This window comes from Cellulomonas sp. P22, from assembly GCF_044392165.1.
Genome location: NZ_JBISBW010000012.1, coordinates 53,244 through 77,469, shown reverse-complemented (window position 1 = coordinate 77,469; position 24,226 = coordinate 53,244). Strand labels below are relative to the sequence as shown.

At 73.0% G+C, this 24,226-nt stretch carries 21 protein-coding genes; 10 read left to right on the top strand and 11 right to left on the bottom strand.

Going from position 1 to position 24,226, the window contains the following annotated elements; all coding sequences use genetic code 11:
* Position 1: 1 nt before the first annotated feature.
* The 3 genes from ACGIF2_RS14080 (at position 2) to ligD (ending at position 4,532) form a co-directional block, all read left to right on the top strand.
* Positions 2-2,428, top strand: a complete 2,427-nt coding sequence (locus ACGIF2_RS14080; protein ID WP_396047664.1) for a hypothetical protein — start codon at positions 2-4, stop codon at positions 2,426-2,428.
* 253 nt (positions 2,429-2,681) lie between these two features.
* Positions 2,682-3,398 (top strand): head GIN domain-containing protein, encoded by a 717-nt coding sequence (locus ACGIF2_RS14075; RefSeq protein ID WP_396047662.1) that lies wholly within the window; start codon positions 2,682-2,684, stop codon positions 3,396-3,398.
* Positions 3,399-3,461: 63 nt separating this feature from the next.
* On the top strand, positions 3,462-4,532 hold the full coding sequence (gene ligD / locus ACGIF2_RS14070; RefSeq protein ID WP_396047660.1) for a non-homologous end-joining DNA ligase: 1,071 nt from the start codon (positions 3,462-3,464) through the stop codon (positions 4,530-4,532).
* 42 nt (positions 4,533-4,574) lie between these two features.
* Here the strand turns inward: ligD and ACGIF2_RS14065 are convergent, their stop codons facing one another.
* From ACGIF2_RS14065 to ACGIF2_RS14050, 4 genes are read right to left on the bottom strand one after another with little or no spacing between them, the layout of a single operon-like run.
* On the bottom strand, positions 4,575-5,846 hold the full coding sequence (locus tag ACGIF2_RS14065; protein ID WP_396047658.1) for an MFS transporter: 1,272 nt from the start codon (positions 5,844-5,846) through the stop codon (positions 4,575-4,577).
* Between the two features lie 28 nt (positions 5,847-5,874).
* Positions 5,875-6,714, bottom strand: coding sequence for a carbohydrate ABC transporter permease (locus ACGIF2_RS14060; protein ID WP_396047656.1), 840 nt, complete (start codon positions 6,712-6,714; stop codon positions 5,875-5,877).
* Positions 6,707-7,681 carry a carbohydrate ABC transporter permease gene (locus ACGIF2_RS14055; protein ID WP_396047654.1) on the bottom strand — a complete coding sequence of 325 codons (975 nt, stop codon included), beginning with the start codon at positions 7,679-7,681 and terminating at the stop codon, positions 6,707-6,709. Before ACGIF2_RS14055 ends, ACGIF2_RS14060 begins: the two co-directional genes overlap by 8 nt.
* A 33-nt stretch (positions 7,682-7,714) precedes the next feature.
* Positions 7,715-9,058 carry an ABC transporter substrate-binding protein gene (locus ACGIF2_RS14050; protein ID WP_396047652.1) on the bottom strand — a complete coding sequence of 448 codons (1,344 nt, stop codon included), beginning with the start codon at positions 9,056-9,058 and terminating at the stop codon, positions 7,715-7,717.
* 199 nt (positions 9,059-9,257) lie between these two features.
* On the opposite strand from ACGIF2_RS14050, the gene purT reads away from it, so the two are divergent.
* The 3 genes from purT (at position 9,258) to ACGIF2_RS14035 (ending at position 11,385) form a co-directional block, all read left to right on the top strand.
* Positions 9,258-10,457 (top strand): formate-dependent phosphoribosylglycinamide formyltransferase, encoded by a 1,200-nt coding sequence (purT, locus tag ACGIF2_RS14045; RefSeq protein ID WP_396047650.1) that lies wholly within the window; start codon positions 9,258-9,260, stop codon positions 10,455-10,457.
* 93 nt (positions 10,458-10,550) lie between these two features.
* Positions 10,551-10,988: a MerR family transcriptional regulator gene (locus ACGIF2_RS14040; protein ID WP_396047648.1), complete on the top strand. Its 438-nt coding sequence runs from the start codon at positions 10,551-10,553 to the stop codon at positions 10,986-10,988.
* Positions 10,981-11,385 (top strand): carboxymuconolactone decarboxylase family protein, encoded by a 405-nt coding sequence (locus ACGIF2_RS14035; protein WP_396047646.1) that lies wholly within the window; start codon positions 10,981-10,983, stop codon positions 11,383-11,385. Before ACGIF2_RS14040 ends, ACGIF2_RS14035 begins: the two co-directional genes overlap by 8 nt.
* Positions 11,386-11,405: 20 nt before the next feature.
* On the opposite strand, the gene ACGIF2_RS14030 is transcribed toward ACGIF2_RS14035, so the two are convergent.
* The 3 genes from ACGIF2_RS14030 to ACGIF2_RS14020 all read right to left on the bottom strand — a co-directional run bounded on the left by ACGIF2_RS14030 (position 11,406) and on the right by ACGIF2_RS14020 (position 15,606).
* The gene (locus ACGIF2_RS14030) at positions 11,406-12,983 is read right to left on the bottom strand and encodes an aldehyde dehydrogenase family protein (RefSeq protein WP_396047644.1); all 1,578 of its coding nucleotides are present in this window, start codon (positions 12,981-12,983) and stop codon (positions 11,406-11,408) included.
* A complete protein-coding gene (locus ACGIF2_RS14025) occupies positions 12,980-14,341 on the bottom strand; it encodes a 2-oxoadipate dioxygenase/decarboxylase family protein (protein ID WP_396047642.1) in 1,362 nt (453 codons plus the stop codon). The genes ACGIF2_RS14030 and ACGIF2_RS14025 overlap by 4 nt, the downstream gene beginning before the upstream one ends.
* 89 nt (positions 14,342-14,430) lie before the next feature.
* The gene (locus tag ACGIF2_RS14020; protein WP_396047640.1) at positions 14,431-15,606 is read right to left on the bottom strand and encodes an NAD(P)/FAD-dependent oxidoreductase; all 1,176 of its coding nucleotides are present in this window, start codon (positions 15,604-15,606) and stop codon (positions 14,431-14,433) included.
* Between the two features lie 102 nt (positions 15,607-15,708).
* Between ACGIF2_RS14020 and ACGIF2_RS14015 the strand changes: the two genes are divergently transcribed.
* From ACGIF2_RS14015 to ACGIF2_RS14005, 3 genes are all read left to right on the top strand, one after another.
* The gene (locus tag ACGIF2_RS14015) at positions 15,709-16,653 is read left to right on the top strand and encodes a LysR family transcriptional regulator (RefSeq protein ID WP_396047638.1); all 945 of its coding nucleotides are present in this window, start codon (positions 15,709-15,711) and stop codon (positions 16,651-16,653) included.
* An 87-nt stretch (positions 16,654-16,740) separates the two neighbouring features.
* Positions 16,741-17,733 (top strand): ornithine cyclodeaminase family protein, encoded by a 993-nt coding sequence (locus ACGIF2_RS14010; protein WP_396047636.1) that lies wholly within the window; start codon positions 16,741-16,743, stop codon positions 17,731-17,733.
* 104 nt (positions 17,734-17,837) lie between these two features.
* Positions 17,838-19,493, top strand: a complete 1,656-nt coding sequence (locus tag ACGIF2_RS14005; protein ID WP_396047634.1) for a stealth family protein — start codon at positions 17,838-17,840, stop codon at positions 19,491-19,493.
* Here ACGIF2_RS14005 and ACGIF2_RS14000 read toward each other — a convergent pair.
* The 4 genes from ACGIF2_RS14000 to ACGIF2_RS13985 all read right to left on the bottom strand — a co-directional run bounded on the left by ACGIF2_RS14000 (position 19,480) and on the right by ACGIF2_RS13985 (position 23,210).
* A complete protein-coding gene (locus ACGIF2_RS14000; RefSeq protein ID WP_396047632.1) occupies positions 19,480-20,427 on the bottom strand; it encodes a phosphodiesterase in 948 nt (315 codons plus the stop codon). The two genes, ACGIF2_RS14005 and ACGIF2_RS14000, sit on opposite strands and share 14 nt — an antisense overlap.
* Before the next feature lie 140 nt (positions 20,428-20,567).
* Positions 20,568-20,885, bottom strand: coding sequence for a type B 50S ribosomal protein L31 (locus tag ACGIF2_RS13995; RefSeq protein WP_396047630.1), 318 nt, complete (start codon positions 20,883-20,885; stop codon positions 20,568-20,570).
* Positions 20,886-21,024: 139 nt separating this feature from the next.
* Complete coding sequence (locus ACGIF2_RS13990; protein ID WP_396047628.1) at positions 21,025-22,965, bottom strand: heavy metal translocating P-type ATPase; 1,941 nt, start codon at positions 22,963-22,965, stop codon at positions 21,025-21,027.
* A complete protein-coding gene (locus tag ACGIF2_RS13985; protein WP_396047625.1) occupies positions 22,965-23,210 on the bottom strand; it encodes a heavy-metal-associated domain-containing protein in 246 nt (81 codons plus the stop codon). Before ACGIF2_RS13985 ends, ACGIF2_RS13990 begins: the two co-directional genes overlap by 1 nt.
* 307 nt (positions 23,211-23,517) lie before the next feature.
* Between ACGIF2_RS13985 and ACGIF2_RS13980 the strand changes: the two genes are divergently transcribed.
* Positions 23,518-24,207, top strand: a complete 690-nt coding sequence (locus ACGIF2_RS13980) for a Crp/Fnr family transcriptional regulator (protein ID WP_396047623.1) — start codon at positions 23,518-23,520, stop codon at positions 24,205-24,207.
* The last annotated feature ends 19 nt before the right edge of the window (positions 24,208-24,226 follow it).

The following is a 24,226-nucleotide window of genomic DNA, read 5'->3' as shown; positions in this document are numbered from 1 at the left end:
CATGACCGCACCCCACCCGCACCGCGCCACGCTGCGCCGCACCGCCCTGCGCCGTACCTCGCTGCGCCGCACCACCCTGCGCCGGGCCGGCGTCGCGACGCTCGGGCTCCCGCTCGCGCTGCTCGTCGCCGCCGCACCCGCCACCGCGGCCGGTGCCGTGCGCGCCGCGTCAGACGCGGACGTCGTGGTGACCAACACCGAGACCGTCCAGGCCCGGCTCGACGCCAACGGCAGGCTCCAGGTCGCGCGCGTCTACGAACAGCTCGCGTTCACCGGCCACGGCACCACGACCGTGAGCAACCCCGTCTCGACCAAGGGGCTGCGCAACCTCGATGGCTTCGGCGGTTTCACGCTCGAGGACGGCGCGATGCAGACCACCGTCACCGTCGACGGCGAGAAGCGGCTGCGCACAGTGAGCGACTTCACCGGCGAGCTGCCCGTCCGCGTCGCCGTCGAGTATCTCCTCGACGGCGAGAAGGTCAGCCCGGGCGCGGTCGTCGGCAGGTCCGGCACGCTCGAGGTCCGCTACACGGTGACCAACCTGACCACCCGGCAGGACGAGGTCACGTACGACGACGGCACCGGCAAGCAGGTCACCGCGACCGCCGAGACCGTCGTCCCCGTGGTCGGCCAGCTCACCACCACGCTGCCGTCCACCTTCACCGCCGTCACGTCCGACGAGGCCAACATGGCCGGCGACGGCCGCGGCGGCACCAAGATGAGCTACACCATGACGCTGTTCCCGCCCATCGGCTCCCCGACGGCCGAGTTCGGCTACACCGCCCAGATCACGCGCGGCGAGATCCCGCCCGCGAACGTCTCGGTGCTGCCCGTCTCGCCGCTCACCAGCCCGTCCTTCAAGGGCGGGTCGGCCAGCTACGCCGGCGGCGCCGCGAGCGGTGTCGCCCTCACCGCAGGCGCCACCGAGATCGACGCGAACCTGCTCAAGCTGCGCGACGGCGCCGCGACGCTCCTCGACGGGCTGCTCCAGCTCCAGGCGGGCGCCGACAAGCTCTCGGCCGGCCTCAACGACACCGCCGCCCCGGGAGCCGCCAAGCTCGCCGCGGGCGCCGCGACGGCCGACGACGGCGCTGCCGCGCTCGCGACCGGGGCCCGCTCGGCCGATGCCGGCGCGCAGCAGCTCGCGACCGGCGCCGCCGCGCTCGACACCGGCCTGTCCTCGGCCGGTGCCAAGGTGCCCGAGCTCCTGGGCGGCCTCACGGCGGTCAGCGACGGGCTCACGACCATGGACCAGGGGCTCGCGAAGATGTACGACGACATCGGTGGCGTCCCCGCCCAGGCCAAGCCGATCCAGGACGGCATCACGACGCTGAAGAACGGGGTGACGTCCCTGCTCGACGGGCTGACCGCCCTGCAGGCCGTCCAGTCGAGTCTCGCGACGGTCTTCGGAGTCCTCTCCTCGACCACCGCGACCGTGAGCGTGGCGACCGACGCCACGCAGATGGGGGCGCTCCACCAGCTGTTCCAGGGGCTCGCCGCGCAGACCACGGACCCCACCCAGCAGGCCCAGTTCCAAGGCCTAGCAACCCTGTACGACCCGGCGACGTACGCCGCAGCGCCCACGACACCCGTCTCCTTGGCCTCGGCGTTCAAGGGCCTCACCGGCCTGACGAGCTCGATCGTCGCCAAGGTGCAGGGCGCCCGGTGCGGCCTGTCCAACGCCGCCAGCGGCGCCTGCGACCCGAAGGCGCCCGGGCTGAAGGAAGGACTCGACCTCGCCGCGGGCGGCGTCGATGCGCTCACGGCGGGCGTGGTCGCCAAGGTGCGAGCAGGTGTCGGAGTCGCAGGCCAGACCAAGGCCGACGGGACGCTGCGCGGCGGTGTCGGGTCGTTGAGCGCGGGCGTCGGGCAGCTGTCCGCGGGCGGGAAGACGCTCGTCGGCGGACTCGGGCAGCTGTCCGCCGGCGCCACGGCTCTCAAGTCCGGCTCGTCGCAGCTCGCCGGTGGGACGAGCCAGCTCGCTGCCGGGTCCTCGAAGCTGGCAGCCGGCACCGGGCAGCTCTCGGTCGGCGCGAACCAGCTCTCCGCGGGTCTGCGCACCGCGGCGGACGGCTCGCAGACCCTGGCCGAGGGTCTCGGCACGGCGGCGGGCGGCGCACCGGCCCTCGTCGACGGCGCCGAGCAGCTCTCCGAGCAGGGCACCTCGGTGCTGGTCGAGACCGGCGCGGCCACGGCCGCCGACTACGGCGTGAAGTACGCCGTGATCGAGGCGGGTGCGGCGCGGGCGGCCGACGAGTCGATGGCCTACGGCGGCCCCAAGGGTGCGGAGTCCGTCACGGCGTACTCGATCGACATCGCGGGGGCGGACGGTGCAGGGGCGAGCTCGCTCGGGCGCGGCACCGCGGCGATCGCGCTGTTCGGTCTGGGTGGGGCACTGGCCGCGTTCGCGCGGCGCCGGTTCGCCTGACCCCCGGTCGACCGCACACACGGTCGGGACGACGACGGGCGTCGCGCGGGAGGCTCCGGCCCCCGTGCGGCGCCCGTCGCCGTTCTGTCCCGACGAGGCCGTGGCCGTCGGGATCGACCATGCGACCTGCGGCGTCCTGGTGGGAGGATCGACGCCACCCACCCAGCGCGGACAACAGACGCCGCGGCCAGGGCGAACACACGAGGACGGTCTGCCGCTCGCGGCCGCCTGCGGGGATCGAGAGGACGAGGTCATGAACCGTCGAAGGATCGTCGCGCTGGCGGGCGTGGCCGTCGCCTGCCTGGTGGTGGCCACCGGCGGCTGCTCACGCGTGGTGCTGGACCCCGGGCCGAGCACGAGCGAGCAGCGCGAGATCGACGACCCGACGCGGGTGCACCTGAAGACCCCGGGCCGGCTCGTGATCGGCGTCGGTCCCACCGCCTCTCTCACCGTCACGGCGGGAGAGAACGTCATCGACGACCTCACGGCGGTGACGGAAGACGGCGAGCTCACGCTGGGGGTCTCGTCGGCCCTCGGGGACCTCGGGGACGTGCAGTACGACCTCGTGCTGCCGGACGTCGACCAGCTCACGCTCAGCGGGTCGGGGAGCATCGAAGGGCAGATCGCGGCGCAGGCCGGGCTGACGATCCGGGCCGAGGGCAGCGGTTCGGTGCGGCTCGAACCGATCGAGGTCGACAGCCTCGACGTGCGGATCGCGGGCACGGGCGACGTGCGCCTCGAGGGCACGGCGGCCCGTCAGGACGTCTCGGTCGAGGGCACCGGGTCCTACGACGCCCCCGGTCTGGTGACCGAGGACACCACCGTGGAGATCTCCGGCACGGGCAGCGCGGACGTCAACGCGACCGGCACCCTCGACGCGCACGTCTCGGGCACCGGGTCGGTCCGCTACACCGGTGACCCGCAGGTCACGAGCACGGTCGACGGGACGGGCCGCGTCGAGAAGCAGTGAACGCACGGCGGCCGGGCGGGCGTCGCCGCGACGGGCTCGCCGCGCGCGTCTAGGTTGGCTCCCATGGCGCCCACGAAGACGCCGGCGGTCGAGCTCGACGTGCGAGGTCGCACCGTCCGCGTGAGCAGTCCCGACCGTGTCGTCTTCCCCGCGCGCGGGATCACCAAGCTCGACGTGGTCGAGTACTTCCTGTCGGTGGGTGACGGCATCCTCGCGGCGCTCCTCGACCGGCCGACGACGCTCGAGCGCTGGCCCAAAGGGGTGTTCGAGGGTGCGCGGCTCGCGACGCGGACCGACTCGTCGGGCGACGCGTTCTACCAGAAGCGCATCCCACAGGGCGCTCCCCCGTACGTCGAGACGGCGCGGATCGCGTTCCCGAGCGGGCGCACGGCCGACGAGGTGTGCCCCACCGAGCTGGCGGTCGTGGCGTGGGCCGCGAACCTCGGCACGCTGACGTTCCACCCGTGGCCGGTGCGCCGCGACGACGTCGAGGCACCCGACCAGCTGCGCATCGACCTGGACCCGCAGCCGGGCACGGACTTCTCCGACGCTGTGCGGGTCGCCCCCGTGGTGCGCGAGGTGCTGCACGAGTGCGGCATGGAGGGCTGGCCCAAGACCTCGGGCGGACGCGGGCTGCACGTGTTCGTGCCGATCGCGCCGCGGTGGACGTTCACCCAGGCCCGGCGCGCGACGATCGCGCTGGGCCGCGAGGTCGAGCGCCGCCTGCCGGACCTGGTGACCGTGCACTGGTGGAAGGAGGAGCGCGGGCGGCGGATCTTCATCGACTACAACCAGATGGCCCGGGACCGCACCATCGCCTCGGCGTACTCGGTGCGCGCCAACCCCCGGGCCACGGTCTCCGCACCGCTCGCCTGGGACGAGCTCACGGTCGTGGCCCCCGACGACTTCGACGTGACGACCATGCCGGGGCGCTTCGCCGACGTCGGCGACCTGTTCGCACCGCTGAGTGCCGTCGACGGCCCCGGGTACTCGATCCAGCCGTTGCTGGACATGGCCGACCGGGACGAGCGCGACCACGGGCACGAGGACCTGCCCTACCCGCCCGAGTACCCGAAGATGCCGGGCGAGCCCAAGCGCGTGCAGCCGAGCAAGGACCGCGACCGGGCGCACTGACCCGCAGCCGCGCGCGGACCGCCGCGCGAGCCGCGAACGCCGTCAGACCGCGACCGGCACCTCAGCCGCTCGGGGCGCGGCGTGGCCGATCGTCCCCGAGCTGCCGGCGGCGAACCCGCTGCCGGCCATGACCAGCGCCACGAGCGCCATCACGCCCAGCGGGATCGTCCACCCGGCCCCCGAGAGCACCCCCACGAGCACGGGCAGCCCGGCGCCCAGGCTGTATCCGACGGCCTGCACCATCGCCGACAGCGAGCGCGCGACGTCCGCGTCGACCGCGCGACGGGCGATGAGGATGAACGCGACGGAGATCCCACCGCCCTGCACGGCTCCCCCGAGCAGGATCCACACGGCCCACAGTCCGGGAGCCAGCAGGAGCCCGACGAACGTCGCGGCCCAGAGGAGCCCGAACATCACCGCCGGCACGCGGGGCGACCGGGTGCGTGCGACGAGCACGGGCGTGGCCAGCGCGCCCACGATCCCGAGCACCTGGAACGTGGACATCGCGAGCGCGGCAGCGTCGGCGCTCAGGCCGCTCATGTCGCGCAGCATCCCGGGCAGCCACGCGGTGACCGCGTAGTACGAGCCGGACTGCGTCCCGAAGTAGACCGCGAGCGCCCAGGCCCCGCCGGCGCGCCACACGGGCGAGCGCCCTCGCGTGCGCGGCAGCTCCACCTCGCCCCGGCCCTGCGACGAGCGCCACCACAGCGCCGCCCCGCCGGCGGCCATGACCGCCCACACGGCTGTCGCGGCACGCCAACCCAGGACGTGCGCGAGCGGGGTCATGAGCACGGCTGTGATCGCGGCCCCCGTGGTGAGCGAGGCGGTGCTCACCGCCGTCACGGTGTTGAGCCGGCGCGAGAAGTCCCGCTTGACCAGCACGGGGATCAGGACGTTGCCGATCGTGATGCCGGCCCCGATCACGACGGTGCCCACGAGCAGCGGCACCGCACCACCCCACGGCCGCAGCGCGATGCCCGCGGCGATGACCAGCAGCGCGGTGATCACGGCCCGGTCGACGCCCCACCGGCGCGCTATGCCAGGCACAAGGAGCGAGCCGAGCGCGAAGCACAGCACGGGCAGCGTGGTGAGCAGCGCGGCGGTCCCGGCACCCAGCCCGAGGTCGGCCCGGATGTCGTCGAGCACCGGCGAGACCGCGGCGATCGCACCGCGCAGGTTGAGGCTCACGAGCACCAGGGCCAGCAGGTGCACGACACCCGCGGTGGGACGCGGGGGTCGGCCCGCGGCGGGGCCGGCGGTCGTCGTGGTGCGGGGGCGTGCGGCAGCCGCGGGGGCGCCAGAGCGTTCGGTCACCCGGCTTTGTAGCACAACAGTGTTGCGGCTACTTGACCGATCCGCTGGTCAGGCCCGCGACGAACTGGCGCTGGAGCAGCAGGAACCCGATCACGACGGGCACGCTCACGACGAGCGAGGCGGCCATGACCTGGTTCCAGTAGACGTTGATCTGGGTCGAGTACTCGCGCAGCCCGATCGACAGGGTGCGGTTGCTCTGCGACGTGAGCACGGACGCGAACAGCACCTCGCCCCACGCGGTCATGAACGCGTAGATCGCCACCGCGATGACCCCGGGCCGCGCGGCAGGCAGCACGACGCGGAACAGCGCGCCGAGCGGTGAGCACCCGTCGACCCGCGCGGCCTCGTCGAGCTCGCGCGGGATGCCGTCGAAGTACCCGGCGAGCATCCAGATCGCGAACGGCAGCGAGAACGTCAGGTAGGTGATGATCAGGCCGATCCGGCTGCCGATGAGCTGCACGCCGAACGTCTGCGAGATGTTGACGAAGATGACGAACAGCGGCAGCAGGAACAGCACCCCCGGGAACATCTGCGTCGAGAGCACCGTGGTCGTGAACGCCGTCCGCCCGCGGAACCGGTACCGGGAGACGGCGTACGCCGCGAAGATCGCGATCGCGACGCTGGCGAGAGTCGCCGCGGTCGAGACGATCACGCTGTTCATGAAGTAGCGGGCCAGCGGGATGGTGCTCCACATGTCCACGAACGGCTGGAGCGTGAACTCGGTGGGCCACCACGTGAACGTGCCCCGCACGTCGGCCAACGGCTTGACCGACGACCCCACCATGACCCACAGCGGCAGGATCGTGAACGTCGCCAGCACCACCACGACCACGACCCGGAACACCTTGAACGCGGTGGTGTCATGCACGGCGGGACCTCCGGTTCAGGACGAGCAGGTAGATGCCCGCCACGAGCAGCAGGAAGAGCAGCAGCAGCACCGACATGGCTGCGCCGAGGCCGAAGTTCCAGGTGAGGAACGTGGCGTTGTAGATGTGGAACGAGATGAGGTCGCCCGAGGTCGGCTGCGCGGTCCCGAACAGCACGTACGGGGTGTTGAAGTCGTTGAACACCCACAGGAACATCACGAGCACGAGCACCGTGTTCACAGGCCGCAGCATCGGCACCGTGATCGAGCGCCACGTGCGGAACGCGTGCGCGCCGTCGACGGCCGCCGCCTCGTAGACGTCCTGCGGCACCGACTGCAGCCCGGCCATGAGCATGAGGAAGGCGAACGGCCACATGCGCCAGATCGCCACGACCACCACCGAGACGAACGCGTTGGACCCGATCAGCCAGAACGGCTTCTCGGTCAGCAGCCCCAGGTCCTCGACCAGCAGGTGGTTCACCATCCCCGTGTCCCGCTGCAGCATGAAGTTCCACGTCAGCACCCCCGCGTACACGGGGAGCGCGTAGGGCACCAGGAACAGCGTGCGCCAGCCGGACCGCCCCCGGAACGAGCGTTGCAGCACGACCGCCGCCGCCATCCCGAACGCCCAGGAGAACGCGACGACGAGCACGGTGAACCCGCAGGTCACCAGGAACGACTTGAACAGGGCCTCCCCCACGGCCCCGTTCACGTCGACCGCGAGCCGGTAGTTGCGCAGCCCGGTGAACGGGGCTGCCGTCCAGTCGCTGATGAAGAACTTCGTCAGCCCGCGAAAGCTCATCCAGAGGCCGGTGATCATCGGCACGACGTGGATCACGAGCTCGAACAGGACCGCCGGCGCCAGGATGGCGTACGGCAGCCACCACCCCTGGCGTCGACGTCGCCGGACCGGACGCGGCGGGACACCTTTCTCCGCGTCGTCCCGCTCCGAGACCGAGGTGGTGGCCACCGTGCGCCTCCTATGTCAGACGAGTTCCGGACGTCAGCCGGCTGTGGCGGCGACCTGGTCCTGGGCGGTCTGCAGTGCGGCCTTCACGTCGGAGGCGCTCACGCTGCCTCCCGTGGCGACCGTCGCGAACATCTGGTTCATAGCCTTGCCCACCGTGCTCTCGAACTGGTCCTCGGACGGGACCAGCGGCAGCGGGGCGGAGCGGGTGTTGTAGATGTCGATGAAGGTCTGCGCCTGCTCGGCGTTGTCGGTGAACGTCGCCTCCGCGTCGTTCAGCACGGGCAGCGTGGAGAACGGCCGACCGAGCGTGCTCTGCACCTCGGGGCTGGTCATGTACTTCACGAACTGCAGCGCCTCGTCCTTGGCGTCGGTGTTGTCGAAGATCGAGAGGTTGATGCCCGCGACGTGGCTCGCGACGTCGGACTCGGCGCCCTCCGGTGCGGGGTAGGCGACGACCCCGTACTGGTCGTCCGTCATGCCGTTGGCGCTCAGCGTCGCACCGGCGTTGTTCTGCGTGAGGATCATGGCGGCCTTGCCGTTCGCGAAGTCCGCGACCGCCAGTGCGCCGTTGTCGTACTGCGCGTTCGAGGGGTTCACGACCTTGTCCGACTGCATCAGGTCGACGTAGCGCAAGATCCCGTCCACGACCCCGTCCGAGGTGAACGTCGCGGCGCCGTCGCTGTCGAACAGCTCCTCGCCGTTCTGGGTGGCGTTGATGAACGCGAAGTGGCTGTTCTCGGTGTAGCTGCCCGCGGCGAGCACCATGCCCGAGACCCCGGTGCTCGGGTCCGTCAGCGTCTGTGCTGCGGTCACCATCTCCTCCCACGTCGTGGGCGGCTGCAGACCGGCCTGCTCGAACATCGCCTTGTTGTAGTAGAGCCCGTACGCCAGCCCGTAGAGCGGCACCGACGTCGGGTCCTGCCCCTCGACGCCACCGGTCGCGAGCGCCGTCTCCACGAACTTGTCGGCACCGCCGATCGCGTCCATCTCCTCCGAGCCGAACGGCATGAACGCGTTGGTGGCCTGCAGCGAGGCCGCCCAGGTGTTCCCGATGTTGACGACGTCGGGCCCCTGGCCCGAGGTCACCGCCGTCTGGATGCGGGTCTGCAGGTCGTTCCACCCGATGACCTCGAGGTCGACCGGGATGCCGGTCTGCTCGGTGAACGCGGCCAGGACGGGCGTCAGGACCTCTTTGTCGTTGTCCAGGCTCGTGCCCTGGTTGCTGGCCCAGTAGGTGAGCGTGGCCCCGCTCGACGACCCGCCGTCCGACGCGGAGCCGGATGCGTCGTCGGCGGAGTCGTCGGAGCTCGAGCATGCCGTCATGCCGAGCAGCAACGCTGCGGCGGCGACGGAGGCGGTGAGTGTGCGTGTCTTCACGAGATGGTCCCCCCTGACCGAGACGGGGGCCGGCGTCCGGAACGGGCCGGCCCACCTGTGCGCCGAGCTCTCACACCCGACCCTTTTGATCGTATGCGTCCCGGTACGTCCCGGCTCGTCGAGAAGGTCACCGCGTGGCACCGGCGCCGGGCGGCGCGGCAGAATGCGGGGCACCCGCCCGCCGCCCGAAGGACCCGCCATGACCCCGCTCGGCACCCCCTGCACGCCCTCCGCGACCCGCGTGATGCTCCTGGGCTCGGGTGAGCTCGGCAAGGAGGTGCTGATCGCGCTGCAGCGGCTGGGCGTCGAGACCATCGCCGTGGACCGGTACCCCGGGGCGCCGGGACACCAGGTCGCGCACCGCGCGCACACGATCGACATGACCGACCCGCAGGCGCTGCGCGCCCTCGTCGAAGCCGAGCGGCCGGACGTGGTGGTGCCCGAGATCGAGGCCATCGCGACGTCGGTGCTGGTGGACCTCGAGGCCGAGGGTGCGGTGCGCGTGGTCCCGACGGCGCGCGCGACCCGGCTGACGATGGACCGCGAGGGCATCCGGCGCCTCGCGGCCGAGACGCTGGGGCTGCCGACCAGCCCGTACCGGTTCTGCGACTCGCTGGACGAGCTGCGCGCGGCGGTCGACGGCATCGGCTACCCGTGCGTCGTCAAGCCGGTGATGAGCAGCTCAGGCAAGGGCCAGAGCCGGCTCGACGGCCCGGCCGACCTGACCCCGGCCTGGGAGCACGCGCAGGAGGGTGGTCGCGTCCAGGGCGGTCGCGTGATCGTCGAGGGCTTCGTCGACTTCGACTACGAGATCACGCTGCTCACGGTCCGCGCGGTCGAGACCGACGGGACCGTGGGGACGCACTTCTGCGAGCCGGTGGGTCACCGGCAGGTCGCGGGCGACTACGTCGAGAGCTGGCAGCCGCAGCCCATGTCCCCCGTCGCGCTCCGCCGCTCGCAGGAGATCGCGCGGGCCGTGACGGACGACCTGGGCGGGCTGGGCGTGTTCGGCGTCGAGCTGTTCGTGCGCGGCGACCAGGTCTGGTTCAGCGAGGTCAGCCCGCGCCCGCACGACACGGGCATGGTCACGATGACCACGCAGCGGCAGAGCGAGTTCGAGCTGCACGCGCGGGCCATCCTGGGGCTGCCCGTGGACACCACGCTGCTGAGCCCGGGGGCGAGCGCCGTGGTGCACGGCGGGGTCGACGCGGCCGCGGTCGTGTTCGAAGGCGTCGACGAGGCCCTGCGGGTGCCGCACAGCGACCTGCGGCTGTTCGGCAAGGCCGACAGCCGGGTGCACCGCCGGATGGGCGTCGCACTCGTCCACGACGAGGACGTGGACACCGCCCGCGCGCAGGCGGCGCTCGCCGCGAGCCTGGTGCGTCCGCGCCCCGCCTGACCGCTGATCCGCTGGTCTGTGGCCGCGCCGCTGGGAGGACGTCGGCGCCGAGGGATTGACTTCGAGCGCGCTCGAACTTCTAGCCTGCTCGGTGTGACAGACGAGTTCGAGACACCGGGCCTGACGGTCGCGCAGATGGCGGCTGCGACCGGGCTGTCGGCGCACACGCTTCGGTACTACGAGCGTGCGGGCCTGATCCGATCGGTCGCCCGCAGCGCGGGGAACCAGCGCCGCTACTCGGCGTCGGACATCGAGTGGCTGCGGTTCCTGTTGCGTCTCCGCGAGACCGGGATGCCGATCGCGCAGATGCGGAAGTACGCCGAGCTGCGGGCCGAGGGCACGCCGACGACCGAGGCGCGCCTCGCGCTCCTGGAAGCGCACCGCACCGGACTGCACGAGCAGATCGCGCTGCTCCTCAGCCATGAGAAGACGCTCGACGCCAAGATCGCGACCTACCGCCACGACCTCGCCGACCTCGCCGACCTCCGCGCGAGCGACGACCCGACCCAAGGAGCACACACCCATGAGTGAATCGACGACGCGCGAGGAACGCTACGAGCGCGGCCGGAAGGTGCTCGACGCGATCGACGGCACGGCCGGCACGAACGTCATCGACTCGCTCAAGGACATCTCCCCGGAGCTCGGACATCAGGTCGTCGCCTGGGGGTTCGGCGACATCTACGCCCGTCCCGCGCTCGCTCCGCGGGATCGGCAGCTGGTGACGCTCGGGATGCTGACAGCGCTCGGCGGCTGCGAGCCGCAGCTCGACGTCCACATCAACGCTGCCCTGAACGTCGGGCTGACCCCGGAGCAGATCATCGAGGCGTTCCTGCACTCCGCGGTCTACTGCGGTTTCCCCCGAGCCCTGAACGCGACGTTCGCCGCGAAGAAGGTCTTCGCGGAGCGGGGACTGCTGCCGCTCGAGTGACCACCGCTCGCCGTGCGTGCTCAGCCGAAGCTGACGCCCTGCGCGAGCGGCAGCTCGTCCGAGTAGTTGACGGTGTTGGTCGCGCGGCGCATGTAGGCGCGCCACGCGTCCGACCCCGACTGCCGTCCCCCGCCCGTGCTCTTCTCGCCGCCGAAGGCGCCACCGATCTCGGCGCCCGACGTGCCGATGTTGACGTTGACGATCCCGCAGTCGGAGCCGTCGGCCGCCATGAACCGCTCGGCCTCACGCTGGTCCCGCGTGAAGATCGCCGACGACAGGCCCTGCGGCACGTCGTTGTGCAGCGCGACGGCCTCGTCGAGGTCGCGGTAGGTCAGCACGTACAGGATCGGGGCGAAGGTCTCGCGGCGGACGACCGCCGTCTGCGCGGGCATCCGCACGAGCGCGGGCGTGACGTACGCGGCCCCGGGCGCCCCCTCGACGGGGTGCGGCTCACCGCCCACCAGCACGGTGCCGCCGTCCGCCACCGCCTCGGCGAGCGCGGCCAGCATGGCGTCGCGCGCGGCTGTGCTCACGAGCGGCCCGACGAGGGTGCCGGGCTCGCGCGGGTCGCCCACGGGCAGGTGGGAGTACGCGGTCACGAGCCGGGCCAGGACCTCCTCGACGACGTCCTCGTGCACGATGAGCCGGCGCATCGACGTGCAGCGCTGCCCTGCGGTGCCCACCGCGGCGAACACCACGCCGCGCACCGCGAGGTCGAGGTCGGCCGACGGTGCGACGACCGCCGCGTTGTTGCCGCCCAGCTCGAGCAGCGTGCGCCCGAAGCGGGCCGCGACGACGGGGCCTACCTCGGCCCCCATCCGCTCGGACCCGGTCGCGGCGACGAGGACCACCCGCGGGTCGCGCACCAGCAGGTCACCCACCTCGCGACCGCCCAGCACCACGCTGCTCACCCCGGCTGGCGCCCCGACCTCGGCCGCGGCCCGGTCCAGCAGCGCCGCGGCGCCGAGCGCGCTGAGCGGGGCCAGCTCGGAGGGCTTCCACACCACGGTGTCCCCGCACACGAGCGCGATCGCCGTGTTCCACGACCACACGGCCACGGGGAAGTTGAACGCGCTGATGGCCGCGACGACACCCAGCGGGTGCCAGGTCTCCATCAGCCGGTGACCCGGCCGTTCGGAGGGCATCGTGCGCCCCTCGAGCTGGCGCGAGAGGCCGACCGCGAGGTCGCACACGTCGATCATCTCCTGCACCTCGCCGCGCGCCTCAGCGGTGATCTTGCCGACCTCGAGGGTGACGAGCGTGGCGAGGTCGTCCTGGTGCGTGGCGAGCAGCTCGGCCCAACGCTTCACGAGCCGGCCGCGCACGGGGGCGGGCACGGTCCGCCAGGCGACGAACGCCTCGCGGGCCGCGGCCAGGGCGGTCTCGACGTCGGCGGGCGACGCGACGGGCAGCTCGAGCAGGTCCTCCCCCGTGAGCGGCGACCGCGCCCAGCTCGTCGCCGCGCCGGGGGTGACCGCAGGCACGCGCGCCCCGAGGCGGGCGAGGGCCGCGAGGGCCGCGGAGCGCAGGTCGGCCGGGTCGGGGTCCTGCGAGGGGGACGTGCGGGAGTCGGGGGTCGTTCCGGTCGAGGTCGTCATCGTCTCGCTCCGATCGGGCTCAGGGTCGCGGGGTCGAGGTCGAGGTCCGCGCAGACCTGCGCGGCCGAGGCCTCGCTCTGGGCGGCGTACAGGTCGAACGGGTCGTGCAGCGTGCGCCCGACGACGCCGGCCATCCAGTCGGCGTCGAGCGCGACGCCCTCCTGGGTCACGTCCTTGGACCCGTCGGCGGTCAGGTTGGACTGGAAGATGCCCGCGGCGGACATCGGCAGGAAGTCCTCGTACACGATGGGGTCGGCGACGACGCGTCCGGCCACCGCGCGGTACGTGAAGTACCCGAGCCGGCGCTCGGCGAGCTCGTGCTCGGTCGCGGGGAAGTCGCGGCGCCAGATCTCGCGGGCCACGTGCTGCCCCTGGGCGGCGCCGAGGCCGGCGGTCGCGGTGCGGACCTCGGCGATCGCCGCGTCGTAGATCGCCCGCCCGGCGCGGGTCAGGGCGATGCCGCGGGCCTCGACCTCGCCGAACCGCACCCGCAGGGTGTCGGTGGTGACGGCGCCGTCGGGCCCTCGGAACGCCCGCGGCTCGGCGAGCGCCCGGAAGGACGTCTGGCGCAGCAGCACGTCCGGCCCCTCCCAGCGCGGCGGTCCCTGGATGTCGTCGATCATCGTGATGCCGCGGTCCTGCATGCGGGCGTACAGGTCGTCGATGTCGAGCACCCGCGGGGTGAGGTGGTTGACGTGCGTGCTGCGCACCCCGCCGATGTCCGCCGCGACGGCCGACACCCGCTCGAGCTCGTCGTACCAGGCGCGGTCGACGGGCTCGCGCGAGAGCTCGAACGCGGCGGTGGCGAGCGCGAGGAACCGGTCGGCGTCGGCGCGGACCAGGCCGCCGTCGGCCTCGGCGCGGGCCGCCAGCTCGAGCAGCTCGGGGGCGAAGACCTCGCGGTCGGCCAGGAACGCGTCGAGCCGCCGCGCGAGGTCCGGGGAGAAGAAGCGGCGGTCGGCCGGCGTGAGCACCGAGGTGAACACCCGGAACGGGTTGCGCGCGAGCTCGTCGGCGGCGATCGGGCGGAACGCTGTCGAGACGACGGGCACGGCGCTCGTGGCGGCCTCGCGCAGGTCGTAGAAGCCCACGGGGTGCATGCCCATCGCGCCGAAGATGCTCGCGACCTGGGCCATCTCGCGCGGGGTGCCGAGCCGGATCGCGCCGTGCCGCTCGGCCGTGACCCGGTCGATGCTGCCGAGCCGCTCGGCGTCGGCGCCGCGCGCGGCGAGGACGTCACGGTTCACCTCGTGCGCGACGTCGAGCAGGGTCGTGTACGCGGGCACCTCGGTGCCGTACATGTCCGAGAGGCTGCGGGCGAACGCGGCGCGCAGCTCCCAGGGTTCGACGAGCCTCATGGGCGCTCCTCGCGGGTCGGGTGCGGGTCGGGGCGGGTGGGGTGCGGGTGGGGTCGGGTGCGGGTCGGGGCCGGGGCGGGTGCGCCGGGTCAGATGATGTTCGCCTCGGTCAGGAGCGCCGCCTGGGCGAACCGCTCGGCCCGGAACGCCGCGACGTCCAGGAACGGGGTGCGCTCCAGGACCAGGTCGCGGACCACCTCCCCCACCGCGGGGGCCTGCAGGAAGCCGTGCCCCGAGAAGCCCGTGGCGTACAGGAAGCGGCTCACGCCCCGGGCCTCGCCGATCAGCGCGTTGTGGTCGGGGGTCATCTCGTACAGCCCGGCCCACCCGTGGTCGAGCGGGACGCCCTGCAGTGCGGGGGCGCAGGTCGCGGCCGCGTCGCGCAGCGCGGCGAGCAGCGGCTCGTCGTCGTAGGCCACGCCGAACCCCACGTCCTGGTCGGGTTCGGCGATACCCACGGCGAGCCCGTCGCCCGCGTTGTGGAAGTAGAACGTGGTGCCGTAGTCGATCGTGAACGGGATGCGTGGCGGCGCGGGCTCGAGCGCGGGGCTGAACGCGATCTGCCGACGCAGCGGCTCCACGGGCAGGTCCACGCCGACGAGCGCACCCACCCCCCGGGACCACGCCCCGGCGCAGCAGACCACGGTGCCCGTCCGGACGACGCCGCGGGTGGTCTGCACGTCGGTGATGCGCGTTCCCGAGGTGCCGATGCGGGTCACGTCGCACCCGGTGCGCACCTGCGCGCCGAGCCGCTCGGCCGCCGTGACGTAGCCCTCGACCACCGCCGCGGGGCGCGCGAAGCCGTCCTCGGGCGAGTACGCCGCTGCCACGTAGCGCGTGGGGTCGACGTACGGGCACAGCCGCTGCACCTCGTCGGGCCCGATGATCCGGCTGGGCACGCCGAGCACGTTCTGCATCGCGACGCTCGCCGTGAAGAGCTCGACCTCGGCGTCGGTGCGCAGCAGGAACAGGTAGCCGACCTGCTCGAGCCCGATGTCGGCGCCCGGCCGCACCCCGAAGTCCTGGTAGGCCCGCAGGCTGTGCGCGCCGAGCGCGACGTTGAGCGGGTCGGAGAACTGCGCGCGGACACCGCCGAGGGGCTTGCCCGAGGAGCCCGAGGCGAGCTCGTCGCGCTCGACGAGCAGCACGTCGACACCTGCCTCGGCCAGGTGGAACGCGACGGCGGCCCCCATCACTCCCCCGCCGACCACGACGACCTCGGCTGCGCGGGGGACGGGGCCGCGGTGGTGCTCGGACAGGCTCATGCCACCTCCACCGGGGGGACGGTCACGGATCCCCTCAGTCTCGGGACCCGGATCTTTCACGTCTATCGACAGATACTCGTGCGAACCGTTTAGATCTGGTGCATGGACCTTCCCTGGACGGGCCTTCGGGCGCTGCAGGCGCTGGCCGAGCGCGGCACCATGTCGGCCGCGGCGCAGGCGCTCGGCTACAGCACCGGGGCGATCTCCCAGCAGCTCTCGACGCTCGAGGCCACCGTCGGGGTGCCGTTGCTGCGCCGGGTGGGCCGCACCGTGCGCCTGACCGACGCGGGGCAGGTGCTCGCCGAGCGCGCGACCCTGCTCCTCGCCGCGCAGGACGAGGCACGCGACGCGGTGCGCACCACCACGCGTGAGGCCGTCGGCACGGTGCGGCTCGCCATCTTCGCGACCGTCGCGGCCTCGCTGCTGGCTCCCGTCGTCGCGGCGCTGGCCGCCCGCCACCCGCTCGTGCAGCTGCGCAGCCGTGAGCTCGCGGTCGACGACGTGGCGGTCGCCGTGCGCCGCGGCGACGTCGACCTCGGGCTCGGGCTCGACTACCCGGATGCCCCCATCCCGCGTGAGGACGGCGCGACCCACCGCACCCTGCTGCGCGAGGACCTGGCCCTGATGTCGGCTCCCGGGTGGGACCTGCCGCCCACCCTGACCCTCGGGGACGCGGCCGACCTCGACTGGGTGCTCCCGCCCGCGTCGACCCACTTCGGCGTCGCGGTGCGCACCGCGTGCCGTACCGCCGGCTTCGAGCCGCGCGCTGTGCACGAGGTCAACGACACCGCCACGTCCCTGGCCCTCGCCGCGCACGGCCTGGGGGCCACGCTGGCGACGCCCTTGATGCTGCGCTTCGCCGCCCCCGGGACGCTGCGCACCAGCACGCTCACCGTCCCGGTGCACCGCCAGGTCGTGCTCGTGGGGACGCGCGCGGGCGTCGAGAGGCCCGCGGTGCAGGCCGTGGTCGAGGTGATCGAGGACGTCGTGGGGCACGCGCACGACAACCTTTCAGGAACGCTGCATGGTCGACCGCACGAATCGTGACTTGTGCGGCGCCGTGCCCCGACGCTGAGATTCCACCTCACGGCAGTGCGTACCCCGACCCGATGTGACGTCGACCAGCGAGAGGTCGTGAGGACCGTGGCCACCCTGCTCGTCCTGTCCGCCGCCGACATCCGGGCGGCGCTGCCGCTCGCCGCGTCGGTCGCCGCCCAGAAGTCCGCGTTCGCCTCCCTCGCCACGGGTGGCCACGCACTCGGCGGCAGCGTCTACCACCCGGGCCCCGCACCGGACCAGCTCGTGTTCGCGCTGACGGGCGCCGTGCCCGGGCGAACGGGGGTCGTGGTCAAGTTCGGCATGCAGGTGCCCGGGAACACAGCGCGCGGCCTGCCGACCGTCCAGGGCCTCGTGACGATCCTCGACCCGGACGACGGCACGCCGCTGGCCGTGCTCGACGGCGCGACGATCACCACGATGCGCACCGCGCACGGCCTCGCCGCGGCGGCGGACGTGCTCGCGGTGCCCGACGCCCGCGTGGTCGGCGTGCTGGGCTCCGGGGTGCAGGCACGCGAGGTCGCCCTGGCGCTGGCCTCGCTGCGCGCCCTCGCGGACGTCCGCGTCTGGAGCCCCACCCGCGCCCATGCCCAGGCGATGGCCGACGACCTGGTCGCCGCCGGGCTCCCCGCGCGGGCGGTGGGCGAAGCGCAGGACGCGGTGCGCGGGGCCGACGTCGTGGCGACCTGCACGCTCAGCCGCACGCCGATCGTGCACGCCGCCTGGATCGCCCCGGGGGCGACGGTGCTGACCCTCGGCTCGTACGCGCCCGACCGGCGCGAGCTCGCGCTCGACGTGACCGCGCGGGCCGACCTCCTGGTGCTCGACGACGCCGCGAAGGCCCTGACCCACGGCGGCTGCGTGGTCGAGGCCGACGAGGCCGGGGTGCTCGACCCGGCACGCACCACCACGCTCGGCGACGTGCTGGTCGGCACGCACCCCGGCCGCACCGACGACGCGCAGGTCCTCGTGTTCCACAGCATGGGGGTCGGGGTGCAGGACGCCGAGGCGGCGTGGGCCGCCTGGACGGCCGCCGTCGAGCAGGGCCTGGGCCGACGCGTCCCGCTGTGAGCGCCGACCACCGCACAGGGACGCCGGGCCCACCGCCGGGTACGCTCGCACTGCCTGCCTCACCGGAGTGGTCGTCTCGTGGTGAGCCGTTCGCTCAGGCCGCGGTGTCCCGCATCCCCCCTTCGACCATCGGACCTGCTATCTCCTCTTCCCCCGCCCCGCGCGACGTCTACCTCGCACCCCCCGAGACCGATCTCGAGCCCGCGCTGCCCGCCACCGCGGCCTCCCGGGCACGCCTGCGCGACCGCGCCGACGTGCTGCTGGTCAAGGGCCGCTACTGCCTGGTCAACGAGAGCCTGACCCCGCAGGACGCGATGGTCGAGGACCTGCTGTTCGTGCGGGCCGCGCTCGACGATGCGGGCGTGGGCTACCTCCTGGTGCGGGGCAACGACGAGCGCCCGGTGATCGCAGTAGACCGGGCCGAGCGCAAGGCGCTGCGCGCCGCACTCGCGCGTGCCTGTGCGGACGAGCCGTTCTACGTCAAGTCGCTCGACGCGAAGGCCCCGACCCTGCTGGTCGCCGACGGCGCGCTGTCCACCACGACCAAGGCGCGCGCGTTCCGGCTCTACCGGCCCCGCGTGTGCCCGGTCGGCGGGCTGCGGTACGGCGCGGCGACCGGCGTGCAGATCGAGCTGTGGGCGTTCAGCGAGGACGAGATCGTGCTGCCGGTCGAGAACTCGCTCACCCGCCGCGTGATCCACCGCGACGAGGCGGTGCGCGGCACGGTCGAGCGGTACGGGCGCAGCTGGCCCACGATCGAGAACATGTTCGCCGAGCACGCGGCGGACATCGCGTTCGACATCGACCTGGTGTTCTCCTGGGTCGACGGCACCGACAGCGCCTGGCAGAAGGCCCGGGCCGCGCGCATGCAGAGCTACGTGGTGGGCGAGGGCGACGACTCCGAGGCCCGGTTCCGGCAGATCGACGAGCTGCGGTACGCGCTGCGCTCGGTGCACATGTTCGCCCCGTGGGTGCGGCGGATCTTCGTGGCGAGCGACTCCCCGAAGCCGGCCTGGCTCGCCGACCACCCGTCGGTGACGTTCGTGCGCAGCGAGGAGTTCTTCACCGACCCGTCGGTGCTGCCCACGCACAACTCGCAGGCCGTCGAGTCCCAGCTGCACCACATCCCCGGGCTCGCCGAGCACTTCCTGTACTCGAACGACGACATGTTCTTCGGCCGTGCCGTCAGCCCGGCGATGTTCTTCTCCCCGGGCGGCATCACCAAGTTCATCGAGGCCAGCACCCGCATCGGGCTCGGGGAGAACAACGAGGTCCGCAGCGGCTTCGAGAACGCCGCCCGCGTCAACCGGCGGCTGCTGAACGAGCGGTTCGGCCGCGTCACGACCCGCCACCTCGAGCACGCCGCGACCCCGCTGCGCCGCAGCGTGATGGCCGAGCTCGAGGCCGAGTTCCCGGACGAGTTCGCCGCCACCGCGGCCAGCCCCTTCCGGGCGAGCTCGAACATCTCGGTGACGAACTCGCTCTACCACTACTACGCGCTGCTCTCGGGGCGTGCCGTCGCGCAGGAGAACGCGCGCGTGAAGTACGTCGACACCACCTCACGGGCCGGCCTCGCGGACATGACGTCGCTGCTGGCCTCGCGGGCGATGGACTTCTTCTGCCTCAACGACGGCAGCTTCCCCGAGATCGACGCGGACCTGCGCACGCGCGCCGTGACCGAGTTCCTCGAGCAGTACTACCCGATCCCCGCACCGTGGGAGAAGCCGACGGAGAGCGGACCGGGCGTCAGCCTCGCCTGACGGCCGCCCCTGCGCGGGGGCGGTCACCCGCTCCCGCCAGGGGCCGCTCGGTGAGCGACTCGGGGATCACCACACCGGCGGCGGCCAGACGCAGGGTCGCCTCCGCGGGCGTCACGGGCTCCCCCACCGTCAGGCCCGCGCCGAGCGGGACGACCGAGTGCACGATCGTGTCGTCGTACACGTGGACCAGGTTGAAGCCCTGCGCGCCGTCGCGCCCCCGCAGACCGCCCGCCGCGACGTTGAGGTCCTGCGTGTAGCAGGTGGCCGAGGCGACCGAGACGGGGATGCCCGCGAACATCGCGGTCGTCGAGTAGTGCAGGTGCCCCGCGAGCACCGTGCGCACGTCGGTGCCGCGCAGCACGTCGGCCAGGCGGTGCTGGTCGCGCAGCTCGACGAGCACGGCGAGGTCCAGCACGCTCGGCACCGGCGGATGGTGCAGCGCGAGGACGGTGCCGTGCGGGGCAGGCTCGGCCAGCACCCCAGCGAGCCAGCGCAGCTGCGCCTCGCTCACCTCGCCGTGGTGATGGCCCGGCACGCTGGTGTCGAGGGTGACGATGCGCAGCCCGTCCACGTCGTCCACCCGGTCGACAGGTTCGTCCGAGGCCGGCTCCCCCAGCAGCTCGCGGCGGAGACTAGCACGGTCGTCGTGGTTGCCCATGGCCCACACGACGAGGGCACCCAGCCGCTCGGCGACGGGTTCCATGACGGCCCGCAGCAGCGCGTACGCGTCGGGCTCGCCCTTGTCCGCCAGGTCACCCGTGACGACGATCGCGTCCGGGCGCGCCCCCGACGCCTCGGCCTCGGCCAGCACCTGCCGCAGCCGCGCGGTCGCGTCGACGGCGCCGTACAGCGGGCCGTCACCGACCAGGTGGGTGTCGCTCAGGTGCCAGAGCACATGGTGCGGACGAGGGTGCTCGGCTACGCGGTGGTTCATCGTTCCCCGTCCTGGGTTCGCCGTCCTGCGTCGATCTCACCACCCCCAACCCAACACCCGGCGACCTCCAGGCGTCGGTGAGGCGTCGAACCGGGAGCGTCCGGACACAGCGGTGCCCGCGCGACCGCGGGGAACGGCTCTCAGGCCTCGCCGGAGTCGGACGCCTCGGGGGCCGGCGGCTCGGGGGCCGCCTTCTTCTCGGCACCCTTGCTGCCCCGGTCGCCGTAGCGCTGCCGGAACTTCTCCACGCGCCCGGCGGTGTCGACCACACGCGACTGCCCTGTATAGAACGGGTGCGTCGCACTCGAGATCTCGATGTCGACCACCGGGTAGGTGTTGCCGTCCTCCCAGACGACGGTCTTCGACGGGGTGGCCGTGGACCGCGTGAGGAAGGCGAACTCGCCTGACACGTCGCGGAAGACGACCGGGTGGTAGTCGGGGTGGATGTCCTTCTTCATGCCTCCAGCATGTGCCGGGACGCTGAGAGGCGCAGCCGGTGCGCGCGTCACCTCTCCCGCCCCGGCCGAGGACGTGCTTCCCCTCCGCGACGGCCTGGCGCCTCCAGCCGCTGGTGGGGCGCGGGCCGGCGTCGTCGTGTCAGAGCAGAGCGGGTTCCGCCACGCGCTCGGCGCCGTGGTGCGGGCCGACCGCCGCGGTGCCGGGAGCCGCGGAGGACCGTGCCCGCCTGCGCAGCAGTCGCATGGCGTTGAGGATGACGACCAGCACCGACACCTCGTGCACGAGCATCCCCACGGACATGGTCACCCCGCCGAGCAGCACGCCGAGCAGGAGCAGCGCCACCGTGACAAGCGCGACGGCGATGTTCTGCCGCATGGTCGCGACGGTGCGGCGCGCCAGCCGGATGGCCTGGGGCAGCTTCCGCAGGTCGTCGGCCATCAGCGCGATGTCGGCCGTCTCGAGGGCGACGGCCGATCCAGCCGCGCCCATCGCCACCCCGAGGTCCGCGACGGCCAGCGCGGGGGCGTCGTTGACGCCGTCGCCCACCATGGCCACGACGTACCCCTCGCGCTGCAGCTCCCGGACGGCGTCGTGCTTGTCCTGCGGCAGCAGCCCGGCCCGCACCTCGTCGACGCCGGTCGCCTCGCCCACGGCGAGGGCGACCGGGAGGGCGTCCCCCGTGAGCATGACGACGGTGCGCACGCCCGCACGGTGCAGCTCGGCGACCATCTCCGCGGCGTCGGGCCGCACCTCGTCGGCGACGGCGAGCACGCCGAGGACGACGCCATCGACCGCCACGATCATCGGTGTGCGCCCCGCAGCAGCGAGCTCGTCAGCGACCCGATCGCTCCCCAGGGCATCGGCGATGCCGAACTGGGACAGCAGGGCGACGTTGCCGACGAGGACGCGATGCCCCCCGCTCGTCGCGGTGATGCCCTTCCCAGGAATGGACTCAGCGACCTCCGGGAGCTGACCGACGGGCAGCCCTTCGGCGCGGGCGGCGTCCAGCACCGGGCGTGCCAAGGGGTGCTCGGAGCCGGCCTCGGCCAGCGCAGCCCAGCGTAGGACGGCGGCGCGGTCCGCCCCCGTGGCGAGCACGACGACGTCGGTCAGGAGCGGGCGACCACGCGTCAGCGTGCCGGTCTTGTCGACGGCGACCGCCGTGATCTTCGCCGCCCGCTCCAGGTGCTCCCCGCCCTTGATCAAGATGCCGTCCTTGGCCGCGCGGCCGATGCCGGCCACGATCGAGACCGGGATGGAGATGACCATCGCCCCCGGGCAACCGATCACCAACAGGGTCAGCGCGAGGACGACATCGCCGGTGACCGCCCCCGCGGCGACCGCGAGGACGACGATGCCGGGCGTGTACCAACGGGAGAACCGGTCCATGAACCGCTGGGTGCGGGCCTTGGCGTCCTGCGCCTCCTCGACGCGGTGGATGATCCGGGCCAGCGTCGTGTCGGCCCCGACCCCGGTCGCCCGCACCTGCAGCACACCACCACGGGAGACGGTGCCGGCGAAGACCTGGTCCCCGACGGCCTTCTCCACCGGGATCGACTCCCCCGTGATGGAGGCCTGGTCGACAGCCCCGGCCCCGGCGACGACCTCGCCGTCGACCGGGACCTTCGCGCCGTTCTTGACCACGACCGTCTCCCCCATGGCGACGTCGGCGGCTGCCACCTCGATCTGGCCGCCCTCCCGCAGCACGACGGCGACGTCCGGGGCGACGGCGACCAGCTCGGCCAACGCCGACCGGGTCCGGTTCAGGGTCGCCTGCTCCAAGGCGTGGCCGACCGCGAACAGGAACGTCACCGCGGCGGCCTCCCAGTACTGGCCGATCACCACCGCCCCGACGGACGCGACGGTGACGAGCAGGTCGATGCCGACCACTCGCGCCGCCAGTGCGCGGACGGCGTGGACCGCGATCGGTGAGCCGGCAGCGACGGCTGCCGCGACCATGACGGCGTTGCTCGCGAACCCCGCCCCGAACACCGTGGCGATCGCGGCGGATCCCGCGATGAGCAGTCCGCTCACTGCGGGAACTCCCCAGCGACCGCGCAACTTCTGGGCGACGGTCATCAGAACGCTGCGGCAGTGGAGGCGTAGCCGGCCTTGGCGACCGCGGCGATCAGCGCCTCGACCCCGACGACCTGCGGGTCGTGGTCGATCTCGATGCGACTCGAGGCGAACTGCACAGTGACGGCGCTGACGCCGGCCAGCCGTCCGACCTGCTTCTCGATCTTCGCCACGCACGACGGGCACGAGAAGCCCTCGGCCCGCAGGATCGTGCGGGTCACAGCAGTGGAGGGGGTGGTGGAGCTCATGATCGGACCTCTTCTGGTGGAGCCTCGGCCGCCCCGTCCGAGGCGACTGACGCCGACGTTAGGAGGCGCACCGCCACGCGAACATGACGCGGATCAGTTACCCGCAGCACCGCACGGAATCGACGCCCGCGTCACCAGCGACGGGGCCTTGGGCAGGAGAGATACGCTCACGCCGAGCCCAGGAGACGATGTGAGCACCCCGCACACGCACCACCAGCACGACGGTTCGAGGCCACCATCGGATCGACGGCGGATCCCGCTACGGACGCCCTGCGCCGAACCCCACCAGTGCCCGGCACCGGTCCGGATGCGCGTGCTGAGCCACGTCCCGCTGTTCTCCGGCCTCTCGGTCCCGCAGCTCGAGGCCATCGACGCCCGGATGGTCTCGTTCGCCTGGGCGGCCGGGAGCCGTGTGTTCACCGCCGGCGCCCCCGCAGACCACCTCTACGTCCTGGCCTCCGGCCGGGTGAAGGTCTCCCGGCCGACCGGCGGCGGGCGCGAGATCGTCGTCGACCTCCTCACCCCGGGCGATCTCTTCGGGACCCTGACCACCCTCGGGGATCCGACCTACCCGGAGTCGGCGGAGGCCCTCACGACCACCTGCGCCCTGCGGATCGACCCCGCCGCGTTCCGGGCCGTGCTCACCGAGCACCCGCCGGTCGCCCTGCGCGTCCTCGACGACGTCGCGGCTCGCCTCGCCCAGGCCCGCTCCGACCTGGGCCACCACTCCACGGACACCGTGGCCCAGCGCGTCGCCGCGACCCTGCTCCGACTGGCCGACAAGCTCGGCCAGGAACGCGCCGACGACGGCGGCACCCTGCTCCAGATCCCGCTCTCCCGCACAGACCTCGCCGGGATGACCGGCTCGACGCCCGAGTCCGTGTCCCGGGTGATGAGCCAGCTGCGCAAGGACCAGGTCATCGACTCGGGACGCCGCTGGACCGCTGTCCTCGACCGGCAGCGCCTGGCCGACGTCGCTGCGGGCCCCTCGGACTGAACGCAGCGCGGAACACGCG